At 47.8% G+C, this 12,303-nt stretch carries 12 protein-coding genes; 4 read left to right on the top strand and 8 right to left on the bottom strand.

Translation table 11 applies throughout. From position 1 onward, the window contains the following. Window positions 1–159 precede the first annotated feature (159 nt). From QNJ26_13940 to QNJ26_13930, 3 genes are all read right to left on the bottom strand, one after another. Complete coding sequence (locus QNJ26_13940; GenBank protein ID MDJ0986638.1) at window positions 160–1,545, bottom strand: aspartate aminotransferase family protein; 1,386 nt, start codon at window positions 1,543–1,545, stop codon at window positions 160–162. A 171-nt stretch (window positions 1,546–1,716) separates the two neighbouring features. Then, a complete protein-coding gene (locus QNJ26_13935) occupies window positions 1,717–2,145 on the bottom strand; it encodes a ferritin-like domain-containing protein (protein MDJ0986637.1) in 429 nt (142 codons plus the stop codon). A gap of 402 nt (window positions 2,146–2,547) precedes the next feature. Further along, window positions 2,548–4,002, bottom strand: coding sequence for a CoA-acylating methylmalonate-semialdehyde dehydrogenase (locus tag QNJ26_13930; GenBank protein ID MDJ0986636.1), 1,455 nt, complete (start codon window positions 4,000–4,002; stop codon window positions 2,548–2,550). 415 nt (window positions 4,003–4,417) lie between these two features. Here QNJ26_13930 and QNJ26_13925 point away from each other — a divergent pair, with 415 nt between their 5' ends. The 3 genes from QNJ26_13925 (at window position 4,418) to QNJ26_13915 (ending at window position 5,901) form a co-directional block, all read left to right on the top strand. Continuing rightward, window positions 4,418–4,903 carry an Lrp/AsnC family transcriptional regulator gene (locus QNJ26_13925; protein MDJ0986635.1) on the top strand — a complete coding sequence of 162 codons (486 nt, stop codon included), beginning with the start codon at window positions 4,418–4,420 and terminating at the stop codon, window positions 4,901–4,903. 269 nt (window positions 4,904–5,172) lie between these two features. Continuing rightward, window positions 5,173–5,562 carry a fluoride efflux transporter CrcB gene (gene crcB / locus QNJ26_13920; protein MDJ0986634.1) on the top strand — a complete coding sequence of 130 codons (390 nt, stop codon included), beginning with the start codon at window positions 5,173–5,175 and terminating at the stop codon, window positions 5,560–5,562. Window positions 5,563–5,565: 3 nt separating this feature from the next. Continuing rightward, window positions 5,566–5,901 (top strand): DUF190 domain-containing protein, encoded by a 336-nt coding sequence (locus QNJ26_13915; protein MDJ0986633.1) that lies wholly within the window; start codon window positions 5,566–5,568, stop codon window positions 5,899–5,901. A gap of 439 nt (window positions 5,902–6,340) precedes the next feature. Here the strand turns inward: QNJ26_13915 and QNJ26_13910 are convergent, their stop codons facing one another. From QNJ26_13910 to QNJ26_13890, 5 genes are all read right to left on the bottom strand, one after another. Further along, window positions 6,341–6,658: a hypothetical protein gene (locus QNJ26_13910; protein ID MDJ0986632.1), complete on the bottom strand. Its 318-nt coding sequence runs from the start codon at window positions 6,656–6,658 to the stop codon at window positions 6,341–6,343. A 193-nt stretch (window positions 6,659–6,851) separates the two neighbouring features. Beyond that, window positions 6,852–7,301, bottom strand: coding sequence for a hypothetical protein (locus QNJ26_13905; GenBank protein ID MDJ0986631.1), 450 nt, complete (start codon window positions 7,299–7,301; stop codon window positions 6,852–6,854). Window positions 7,302–7,440: 139 nt separating this feature from the next. Then, window positions 7,441–7,821 carry a hypothetical protein gene (locus QNJ26_13900; GenBank protein MDJ0986630.1) on the bottom strand — a complete coding sequence of 127 codons (381 nt, stop codon included), beginning with the start codon at window positions 7,819–7,821 and terminating at the stop codon, window positions 7,441–7,443. A gap of 164 nt (window positions 7,822–7,985) precedes the next feature. Further along, window positions 7,986–9,533, bottom strand: coding sequence for a solute carrier family 23 protein (locus QNJ26_13895; protein ID MDJ0986629.1), 1,548 nt, complete (start codon window positions 9,531–9,533; stop codon window positions 7,986–7,988). Between the two features lie 151 nt (window positions 9,534–9,684). Beyond that, window positions 9,685–10,554, bottom strand: coding sequence for a nitrilase-related carbon-nitrogen hydrolase (locus QNJ26_13890; protein MDJ0986628.1), 870 nt, complete (start codon window positions 10,552–10,554; stop codon window positions 9,685–9,687). Window positions 10,555–10,882: 328 nt separating this feature from the next. Between QNJ26_13890 and QNJ26_13885 the strand changes: the two genes are divergently transcribed. Beyond that, entirely contained in the window at window positions 10,883–12,235 is a 1,353-nt protein-coding gene (locus QNJ26_13885) for an NAD(P)-dependent oxidoreductase (protein MDJ0986627.1), read from the top strand. Window positions 12,236–12,303 lie beyond the last annotated feature (68 nt).

Below are 12,303 nucleotides of genomic sequence, written 5' to 3'. Positions count from 1 at the left end.
TTTTTGATTTCGGCAACCATTTGCCGGTCAAAGGCAACTGGTTTTCAAGGGGGACTTTTGGGTGCTAAATATCAAGCCGGAGTTTTACCTCCGGCTTGTGTAGAATGAGATGACCATATTCCAAACGGCTTGTAGTAACAAGCGCCTATCACCATGAACCTATTGCTTGAAAACAGAGCTTCTTGAGACCGGAACATCGGTTTCCTCTGCTTGCTCATCTCCGACTTTCAGCGCTTTGCCGAGAATGTCAATGGCCTCATCGACTTGCTCTTCGGTAATGATCAATGGCGGGGCAATGACCAGGGTGTCGTACCAGGGCGCCAGGTAGAGGCCGTTTTGCATGCATGCGCCGGCAATTTTGCCTGTCATCAGCGCCTTGCCGCTTATCTTATCTCCTTTTGTATCGAACGGCTCTTTTGTTTCCCGGTTTTTCACGATTTCAAATGCCCAGAAATGCCCGATTCCGCGCACATCGCCGACACAAATGTGCTTATCACCGAGCTCATAAAGCTTTTTCTCAAGGTGCTGGCTTACTTTTTGCGGCAGGCCGGATTTAAGTAATTTATCATATTCAGCCACTGCTGCCGGTATGGCCGAAGCAGCCAGTGCGTGATAGGCATAGGTGTGGCCGTGGCAGAAAAACTCATCTTCGAAATGGCTTTTGACTTTTTCGGTGGTCACGGTGATTGCCACCGGGGTGTATGCATTGCTGGCGCCTTTGGCGGTTGTCATGATGTCTGGAGCAACGTCCCAGTTCTGCATGGCAAAAGCCGTACCGGTCCGGAACCAGCCGGACATCACTTCATCTGCAATCAGCAGCACATCGTTTTCATCACATATCTGGCGAACAATTGGAAAATACTCCGGTGGCGGCACGATGCGGCCGTTTGTTCCGACAACCGGCTCCACAATAAATGCAGCCACATTGCCCTCTTCCTTGATTATATAATCCAGATAGCGGGCACATTGGATGTCGCATCCCGGATAGCTCATGTTGAACGGGCAGCGATAGCAATAATGATCTGGTGCAAACCGAACGCCCTGCACCGTATAGCGTGCCTGCTCAGCCGGCCAGCGGCGGGGGTCGCCTGTAAATGACAGCCCGCCGGAGGTAGCCCCGTGATAGGAGTGATAGCGGGATATAATTTTATAGGCCGGTGCCTTGCTCTGTCGAGTCATTATCAAAGCGCCGTCGTTGGCTTCTGTCCCGCTGGTTGAAAAAAAGAATTTGTTCAGTGGCTCCGGTACGACTGTCTTAAGCGCTTCCACCGCTGCAATGGACGCCTCGGTGACAAATCCCGGCGCGGCATAGGGCAGTTTCTCCGCCTGCTTGACAATTGCCTCGATTATGGCCTTGTTCTTGTGCCCCAGATTCGAGCACATCAATTGTGAAGAAAAATCAATGAACGGCTTTCCATCCGCATTGTAAAAATAAATCCCTTCGGCATCGGTAACCAGCATGGGGGTTTTCCAGCCCGACTGTTGATTCCAGGTGCCGAAAGTGTGCTCCGTCAACGCTTTGATCTTTTCGACCGCTTGACTCATTTTGTCTGCTCCTTTTTTTATCGGGTAACCTGTTTGTCTGCCGTCAAAACGCTGCCAGCCTAATGGCAGGGTAACCCGTCTGTTGGTGGTATTTTTAAAATCAAACAAACCTCAAATGGTTTGTTGCAATGATTTGGGTATCCAGTCAACAGCGTTTATTGCCCGTTGGTATTATATCTCGCCGAGTTTTGTCAGGTGAGCGGAATGCTTTTTACCCAACAGCTTTAAGGCGCGGGCAACTTCGGGCTGGGCTTTAATCTTAGAGGCGGCCTCGGTATAGTATCGAACGGCTCTGTCTTCCAGACGTCGTGCTGCATCCAGAGCCTCGGCGGCATTCATTTTGTCGACACCCACACATTCTTCGCAAAAGGGTGTGCGAATAAAATCCTTGATAGGCTCCAGGATCATTTCGGTGACATTTTCGCGTCGGGTTCGCTGCACGTTCTTGACATTTTTGTCGATGGTCGCCGCAAATGATTGAAACATGGCTTTGTGTTCCGCGCAGGCCGGATTGTCCACCAGGATTTTGTAAAACCCGAGATCTTGCAGCTCCAGCTCTTCCGCAAAATTGAGGATACTCCCAAAATTCTCAAGAGGCATTTTCTCCTCCTATCTTTACGCATCTACTGTCAATGCTATTCTCTTTTACCTATATCCGTTTTAAAATTTTCGGAGTGTTGGAGTAGTGGAGTATTGATTGAGAACAAGTCGATACCACAAACCTTCAAAATGGATTACTCCATAACTCCATAGTACTTTTTAAACTGGCTTTAAGATCTTTAGCTTTGTTGTAGAATCGATTTTAAAATTTTAGATCATGTTCGCTGGCTCGGCATGAACTGTTTTTAATGATGATTCAAACTGGCTTTAAGGTCCTTAGCTCTTGGTCGATAGCAAGGCGCGAGTAGCAGAAAATTGTGCCGCGTACTTGTAGTACGTTAGCGGTTTTCTGCTTCGAGCAACACCGCTATCGGCCAAGAGATGATGGGATTAAAGCCAGTTTTAGAACCAGCGTTGAATGACCACTTTAGTATCCGTAAAAAAGTTAAAAATCTCCTGGCCATGGGCCTTGGTGTCGCCGTACATCGAATTGCCGGCACCGCCGAACGGGAAAAAGCTCATCGGTGCCGCAATACCGATATTAATACCCACCATACTGGGTGTGACGCGGTATTTGAATTCCCGGGCGGCAGCGCCGTCATTGGTATATATACAGGCGGCGTTGGCAAAACCGCGGGTGTTGATCAGATCGATGACCTCATTCAGATCTTTGGCGCGCACCACACTGACCACCGGGCCGAAGATCTCTTCTTTGGCGATGGTCATATCGGGTTTGACATTGTCAAAAATGGTCGGCCCGACGAAAAACCCATTCGGGTATTCATCCACAGTAAAACCGCGTCCGTCCATGACCAGGTCCGCACCTTCTTCGATACCTTTTTCGATATAGCCCAATACTTTTTCCTTTTGGGCAGCAGAAGCCAACGGACCCATCCCGGTTTGTTCATCCAGGCCGCTGCCGACTTTCATCTCCTTGGCAGCCGTAGAGAATTTTTCGATCAGCTCATCGGCCACGTCTCCCACCGGCACGAGCACCGCTCCCGACAGGCAGCGCTGCCCGGTACAGCCGTAAAAAGACGTGATCATCGAGGGCATGGCTGCGTCCAGGTCTGCATCAGGCATTACTGCTACAATGTTTTTGGCACCGCCCAGCGATTGAACCCGTTTGCCGGTATCGCCGCAGCGCTTGTAAATGTATTTGGCCGTGGGGGTAGAGCCCACAAAAGAGATGCCTTCGATGTCCGGATGATCGAGCAAGCCGTTGACCACATCATGGGCGCCATGCACCATATTCAGAACCCCTTCGGGAAGGCCGACATCTTCAAGAATCTCAAAAATTTTGGTCTGCGTCATGGGCACCTGCTCGGAAGGTTTGACGATGAAGGTGTTGCCGGTCACCAGGGCGTAAGGCAGAAACCACCAAGCCACCATTCCCGGAAAGTTATACGGGACAATGGCTGCAAAAACACCCAACGGCTGGCGATGGCCCATGCAGTCGATGTCTTGGGCGATGTCTTCCATAGTGTACCCGGTCATCAGCGTCGTAACACCGGTGGCGTGCTCGACATTTTCGATCATACGCCGAACTTCTCCGCGCGCCTCGTCGATGCATTTGCCCTGCTCGGTGGTCAGGACTTTGGCAATTTCCTCAAAATTTTCTTCAAAGGCTTCTTTCATGCGGAAAAGATAGCGGGCCCGTGTCAAAGGTGGTGTGGTCCGCCACTCCCAGTAAGCATCCTTGGCTGCCTTGACCGCTTTGTCAACATCTTCAGCAGTGCCATAGGCCACCTGGGCGATTTTTTCTCCAGTGGCCGGGTTCCAAACATCGCCTATTGTTTCCGAGTTGGATTCCACCCACTCCCCGTTGATATAGTTTTTCATTAATGGCAGTGACATATTGCATCCTCCTTCGCTGGTTTCTATAAATTATCTCAAAAATGCATCTAACATTTTTTAAATCGTAAACAGATTCAGGATTGTTGTGATTTTTAACCTAACCCGACTCGGCTGCCTTCGACTCGAGCTCAGGCCGAGAGTAGCTCGTCGCAGGCTGAACCTCTGAACCCATGAACGGTGAACCGTTTCTGATTGCATATCAATATTCAACAACTTAAGGCAAATCTTATTTTGTTGTCAAGAAAGATTTTGCAAATTTATACGAAAATGATAAAAATTTTTATATTTTTATACGAAAATAAATAAAAAAATTGGGCTGAACTGCTAATTAAGTAAATATCTGATTGATCTTTTATTGTGGGCGTGTTAGAAATTATCTCTCAATTTATAATAAACAGCGCTGCAGGGAGGCCAAATGAAAAAGGGGACTGCAACAAATAGAAAAAAAACCATTGATCACATCGATTGCCAGATGATTGAGCTTTTACAAAAAGACGGCAGGATACCCAACACCGATATTGCCAAAGAAATTGGTATCTCTGAAGCTACGGTACGCTCACGCTTAAATCGACTGATTGAGGAAGGATACGTTCAGATCGTGGCGGTCAGCAATCCTATTAAGCTGGGATTTAAGATTGTCGGTATTTTGAGAATTAAGGTGGATATCACTAAAATTGAGAGTGTCACAAAGGAATTGTCGAAGATCAAATCCATCTGGTTTGTAGTGCATGCCACGGGTGATTCGGATATTTATACGGAGTTTGTGGCCAAGTCTTTGGATGAACTCAATGATGTTATCTTTAATCAGGTTTATAAGATTAAAGGGGTTGTTCGAACCGAAACGTCTTTGATCCTGAAGTACATCAAACGAAGGTATGATTGGGGCACGGCCATAATTTAATTACTCATAATTTTGCGGTAGCCCTCAAACAGAATTAAATCTCTGCTCTATTAACCTTAATTAATTTTCGTGACTTTTCTTTATAGTGCAACAATCGGGTATGATTAGCAAAGATAATTGTACATAAATCAAAACACAATTTCACCGTATCTGGCAAATGCCAAATAAGATGTCTGCGTCCTGTATAAAGCATTGATATTCCCCGTCGTAAAATTAGTACCACACGATTAAAATCAGAAAATAAGAATATATCAACAGAGGAGTTAAATGTGATTAAGATCATGCTACTAATTGGGGTTGGTGGATTTATCGGTTCGGTATTCCGATATTTGATTGGCGGTTTCTTTCAAAACATTTCTGGTAGCATCAATTTCGCTTTCGGAACTCTGGCTGTTAACACCATTGGATGTTTCATAATCGGCTTTTTAGCTTATCTCATTGAGGCACGTGCAATGTTGAACAGCGAAATGCGGGCTTTCCTCCTAATCGGCATATTAGGTGCGTTCACCACATTTTCAACCTTCGGGCATGAATCTTTTACTCACATAGCCGAATCAAAATTTCATCTGGCATTAATTAATATCGGGTCGCATATTTTATTTGGGCTAAGTGCTGTGTATTTAGGAAGATTACTTAGCTCTGTAATTTGGAGGTATTAAAAAATGAAATTACCAAAAGATGGTTGTTTATTGCGCCTATTTATTGGAGAAAGTGACAAGTATGAGGGAAAGCTTCTATATCAATGGATTGTACTAAAGGCTAAAGAGTACGGCTTGGCCGGTGCGACGGTAATTAGAGGAATGATGGGGTTTGGGGCGAAAAGTCGTATTAAAACATCTTCAATTTTGCGGCTTTCGCAAGACTTGCCTATTATCATAGAAATGGTGGATACAAAAGATAAATTAGAATCTTTTCTTTCAACTATTGACCATGCCATATCTGAAGGCTTTGCCACATACGAAAAAGCGAATATTCTATTTTATAGGAGCGGTAAATAGGAGGTGTCAATTTTAAATTGTAAATAGAATTTCTAATCCATTTTACAGTTCTGCCATCATACGTATTGATCAGAGCAACTTAATATAGTTTGGAAATGAGCAATTTATTATAGTAAAACTGGTTTCAAAGCCCCAGATCATGTTCGTAGGCTCCCGCTACAAAGCGGGATTTCACGTCTTTATCTTATAAATCATTGTGTTCAAAAGGCGTAAACCGACTTAATGACGGAGCATACCAAAATGGTTAGTTGCCGAATCAATTGGAGTATTCTGGAGATAAGCCCTTTTCAGGGTGGTTAATGTTTATACAGAAATGAGATATTTTATCCAAGGTCGCGGGAAAATCAGATTTTTATTGGAGGCGTACATTTAGTACGTCGACGATTAAAATCTGATTTTGACATAGAGATTGGGAAAAATAGCCATTTATGGATGAACATTAAGCGCCGCCTATGCCGTAATCGGTATCTTCTTTACCCAATGCTCCCCAAACTTCTTTCCACTTGTCTTTCGCCCGGGATACCTTGTCATCAATCTTGCTTTTATCATCGCTCCATTCAGAAGGGCACTCCCTTGCCAGCATGGCAATGTGCTGATCGATGTCTTCCATGATGGCGTTCAGCTCTTTTACAATCGGCTCTGCTATTTCCCGGTTCGCATCTTTGAGGGCAGCTGCTTTTTGAGATACATCACCCATTTTGGCCTTCCAGGCGGCCAGTTCATTGCCTACACTTTCGCAATAGTCCTTTACATCCATGGTTTCCCCCTTTTTTGGGATGAAAATTAATGTATAGATAAATCTATAATTGATTATTGAAATGTCAATTCGGCTTGATGCATTTGGCCATCATCTATTTCTTAGATGTGAATCAGCACCTTTTCAAGGACGATGACGAGTACGAGGACGATTAAAAAAGAAAGATAACCCTGAACCCTGAACCTTTGAACCTTTACTTTTTCTTGAGAAGCGCATTTTCAATGGCCTGCATCCACTGGGGCGGGTAGGGAACCTTGAAGGCAGCGGTGTCTTTCTCACCGGCATCATTTAAGAAGTCAATTTTTATGAGAGATTGACGCAGGTCGACACCCTTGTGGACCCGGTCATGATAAATCCTTGCTATACGGGCACCGGGAATCTCCAACTCTATTTTTTTAACCCGGCTGCGATAGAAGAGCACATCGGAGAACAACAGCAAAAAGCCGCTGCTGCGGCTGGGTTTGCCCGGATCGGATGAGTTGCCGAAGAAGTTGACGCCAAAGCTCATAGCCAGGATCGTGCGGCTGCCAAAGCGCGTCTCGATCCATTTGCGGTCGCGCCAGCGCATCCAGGCGATATAGCCGATGATCCCGAAAAATGCGATCGCAATATAGATCCACTGTTGTTCACCTAAAAAATGCATAACCGACTCTATGAAACCAATGAACTTTAACCTCACGCAAAGCCGCAAAGACGCCAAGAAGTTTTTTAGCGATAATATTTAAGCTTTGCGCCTTTGCGTCTTGGCGTGAGACCTATTCAAAATCACAATTATTCCTCTGTTACCTGAACTCAGCCAAATATATCAACAATTTCTTTCTTGCCATATTATGCTTATAGCCGCTATAGCTGCCCATCGCCGCCAGAATGGAGTCCGCTATTTCTTCATCCTTTTTGCCTTCGGTGCGCAGCTCCCTTATCTTCTCGGCATTCAGCGCCACCAGTTGACGAAAGCTTTCCTGGTCCCGGGAAAAAAAAACGAAAAAACCCAGGATAAAAACCAGGACTGAAGAGACCATGGCGACATACACGTCATATTTGGGATCCGGGAAAAAGGGCCGCAGCAAACTGTCCGGATTCCCCGCATTCAACAATGAATACATGGCCACCAGCCCGATAATGATCATCAAAACGTAGATGATATAAAGAAGCGGCTTTGGCACAAAAACCTTCCTTTAAAAAATGTAAAAATGGGGAAAAGCCACGATGCGCTTTTCCCCATTTTCGATCAAGGTTTGATATGAGCGATTGTCGAGGTCGAAGATCCGCCTCTGGTGGATTGCCGCTCGAACGTTTCCACCTTTAAAATTTGAAACGCTCAACAAATTTAAACGGGGCGTGCTTCCCCTTCTTTCATCGCGGCCCATTTGGCTTCAGCTTCCTCCCATGCTTCGTCGGAAGCTTCCTTTTCCCAGACTTCAAGGCCGCGCTCTGACCGGGTGGCGCCGGGTAGAATGTTGTCCAGGAGTATGCCAAGCAAGGCGGTCACCGCCATTCCTGTGGTCAAGATGGCCTGCAGGATTTCGCCAAGAACCCTAATAAAGGCTCCGCCTGCACTCCAGTCGATCGGGACCGCATTGGCCGAGAGCAGCGGGCTGAAATGGTAGGGCACCGATAGCCCGGCGAAAAAGGAGATGCCGATTATAAACAGGTTGCGAGAGTTGTTCAAATTGACAATTTGCAGGTTGGATAAACCAACCGATGCAATCATGCCGAACAGCCCCACAAACATGGCCCCGACCACCGGTTTGGGAATGGTGGCCAGAGCGGCACCGAATTTGGCCACAATCGGAATAAACAACATCACCGCTGCGCCACAGCGCACTACCCGCCGGCTGGCCACACGGGTCAAACCGATGGAGCCGATGTTTTCAGAATATGTGGTTGTCCCATTGCAGGTTTGCAGAATACCGGCTACAAAGCAACCCAGACCTTCTGCACCCAGGCCCCTCGAAATCATGCGGCCCGTCGGCACCGGCGCTTCGGATATGCGGGCACAGGCATAATAATCACCGATGGATTCGATCATGGAAGCCAGATAACCGGCCAGCATGCCAAATGCGCCCGCCCACAGGGTGGCGCTGCCAAAATCCGGAACACCCCATTTAAAGGGCATCAACGGTTTCAAACTTAACCAGGGGGTGTTGGCGATCAGGTCGGTTTTCAAATAAGCCGGGCTGTCCGGAGAAATCATGCCTGTTATTGTACCGATCAGTGCGGCCAGCCAGCCTGTCAGGATAGCCAGCAGGACCGGAAAGAGCATGAAGGCCCGGGATGAATGTGAAAGTACCTGGGAGTATAGAATCAAGGCCACCAGCGTAATCAGTGAAATAACCCAGTTGGTGGCCATCCAGGGGGCACCGATGCCGTAGAGCGCCAGACCGATCATGGCGATGGTGGGGCCGATAACGATCGGGCTGATGATTTTGCGCACCTGCCCCATGATACCGGTATATCCCAGGACAATTTCAAAAACCGAGGCGATCATGATCGCACCGGCCACGTGCTGGATCTGAATCTGCCACATGGGCTCCGGGCCGGTTAGTTTCTGGGCCGCCACCATACCGATGATGGCAAATGTGGGCCCCAGAAATGAAAACGTACCGCCCTGAATAACCGGCAGCTTGTTGCCCAGCGGTGATTGCTGAATCAGGGTGCATAGTCCGGAGGTAAAAAAGATGGTTGAAATCATCAATGCCAGCTCCTCCGGGGGCAACCCCATGGCCCCGCCGACAATGAAGGGAATAAGAACCGTGGCGCCAAACATCGTCAGGTACTGCTGGATGCCGAGCAGAACCGCCAGCGGCCACCTGGGTTTACTGCCAAGCGGATAAACAATCCAGTGTTGCTTCTCCTGTGCGTTTTCTTCACTCATTATCTGTTGACCTCCTTAATGCAGTTGCCCCCGTGTTGTGCGGGGATGGTTAAAGTTAATGAATAGGGTTTTCCTTCCTCAAAACCAAAGGTCGAAAAAGCGGCTATAGCCATTCGACCAACCAAAGCATGAAAAATAGGGCTTAAATTTATTAACCGATCGTGCGGGTCAAATCGGTGTATTGATCGGGTCGCAGATCGCGAAAAAACTGCCAGCCGTCGCGGACTTCACGGATAAGCTCCAGATCAAGATCAGCAATGACGATTTCGTCTTTGTCCTCGCTGCCTTTGACCAGCAGTTCGCCGCGCGGATCCACGAAATAGCTGGAACCGTAAAAGTTGCCGAATTCCCAGGGTTTTTCGAGACCGACGCGATTATTGGCACCGATGAATACGCCATTGGCAACTGCCTGGGCCGGCTGCTCCAGCTCCCATAAATACTGTGACTTGCCGGATGTCGTCGCGGACGGGTTAAACAGTATTTCCGCCCCGTTGAGGGCCAGCAGGCGGGCACACTCGGGAAAATGCCGGTCGTAGCAAATATAAACGCCTATCTTAGCGTAGGCGGTTTGAAATACCGGAAACCCCAGATTGCCCGGTTTGAAATAAAATTTTTCCCAGAAACCAGGCCAGGTGTGAGGGATGTGAATTTTGCGAAATTTGCCCAGATAGCTGCCGTCAGCATCAACCACTGCCGCTGTATTGTAATAGACCCCTTCGATTTCCATCTCATAAACCGGAATCACCATGACCATACGATATTTTTGGGCATACTTGGCCAGCAGCTCGGTGGTCGGCCCGGGTACCGGTTCGGCGGTTTGATACCACTTAATGTCCTGCTCGGCACAAAAATAGGGGCCATAGAATATTTCCTGCAGACACAGGATGTTGACCCCTTTTTCACCGGCCTCTATGATGAGCGGGATATGTTTTTGGATCATGGCTTCCTTGATTTCGGCGGGTGTGCCATCATGTTGGGCATTGGATGCCTGAATATGGGCACATTTTACGACACGCGACATTACACCTCCTTATACGACATCACCATTATCATCGGGTCAACGGGCAGGCATTCATAGATACAAATTAGCTATTCTATAGTTGTATCAGAAATTGGCGTCAAGCTTTTTTCAATATCGTTATGGACAATGAATTTCATTCAACTGTTAAAGCCGATACTGATTGACAATTTTACCCGAAAAGCCTAAAATAACGGCTTTGTTCAAGCCATTTATTCAGGTTTATCATGGGGTTAAAAAATTTCACCAAACCTTCGTGTCCGGAGCTTGACAGAGAATTCACCATTTTAACCAACATTAAAGAAAAATACTCTACTCAAGGAGGAATATTGTGAGTGCTGTCGATAAATTTAAACACATGCGCAAGGGACTCGATCTGGCGCAGGCCATTGCTGAAGCGGACCGCTGCCTGCTCTGCCATGATGCCCCTTGTTCTGAAGGATGCCCTGCTGATACCCGGCCGGCTGAATTTATCCGTAAGCTGCGCTTTAAAAATATTACCGGCGCCATTCGCACCATCAAACAAAACAATATCTTAGGCGGCGCCTGCGGCGTTTTGTGCCCGACCTCCCGCTTGTGTGAAGAAAAGTGCAGCGCGATGTTTAAATCGCAAAATCGTCCCGAAGGTGCCGATCGACCCATTCAGATCGGTGAAATCCAGCGCTTTTTGATTGAACATTCATGGGACAGGGGTTTCAAGGTGTTCGAGAAACCCGCCTCCCGCGCTGAAAAAATTGCGGTGGTGGGATCCGGACCCGGCGGTTTGAGCTGCGCGGCCGAGCTGGCCCAGGAAGGCTATCAGGTCACGGTTTTTGAAGCCCGACCAGAGCCCGGCGGCGTGTTGCGTTACGGGGTGGTTTCCTATCGCTTTGACATGGACTTTTTAGAACGTGAAATGGAAGACATCAAATCCCTGGGGATCACATTTAAGTGCAATTCACCGGTTGAAGGCAAGAGCGCAGCGGAAAAATTGCTGCAGGATGGCTTTGATGCTGTCTTTCTGGCACCGGGGCTGTGGGATGCGGCCACGATCAAATCGGACGCCAAAGACATTCAGGGCCTATACTCATCGGTGGACTATCTTGCGTCCTTACGTGATGGGCGCTTTGAGAAAATGGAAAAAAATGTCAAAGGTAAAACCATTGCCGTCATCGGTGGCGGTTCGGTAGCCATGGACTGCATCGAGTCTGCTGTCCGTCTGGGTGCCAAAGATGTCTATTTGATCTACCGACGCTCTTATTCGCAGATGCCCGCTGAACCCGATGAGCGTATCGAAGCCCTGGAAACCGGGGTCCATTTTCTGCTGCTCAATCAACCAATGGATTACATAACCGATAAAAAGAACCGTCTTAAAGGATTGAAACTCATCCGCACCCGGCTGGGAAAGTCGGATGAATCCGGTAGAAGAAGTCCGGTCGAAATCAAGGGTTCGGAATGGAACCTGGATGCGGATATGGTGATCGAGGCCATCGGCAATATAGCGCCTGATGATTCACCCGAATGGTACCCGAACGTCAAGGTTGATGGCAAAAAATTGATCAAAGCCGATCCTGAAACCGGCGAGACATCGGTTCCCGGTCTTTTTGCTGGCGGTGATATTGTTCGCGGCCCAGCCTTGGTGGTCCAAGCTGTGCAGGATGGTAAGGTGGCCGCCCGGGCCATCAAAAAATTTCTGGCGAAATAGGTTCAAGGTTTGCCTGCCGGCAAACGTTTCATTAGTCTAATTGGTTCAATTCGTTCAATTGGTTCGAG

Source organism: Desulfobacterales bacterium, from assembly GCA_030066985.1.
Lineage (GTDB): Bacteria > Desulfobacterota > Desulfobacteria > Desulfobacterales > JAHEIW01 > JAHEIW01.
The sequence above is the reverse complement of the archived record's forward strand: the minus strand, read 5'-3'. Positions and strand labels throughout refer to the sequence as shown.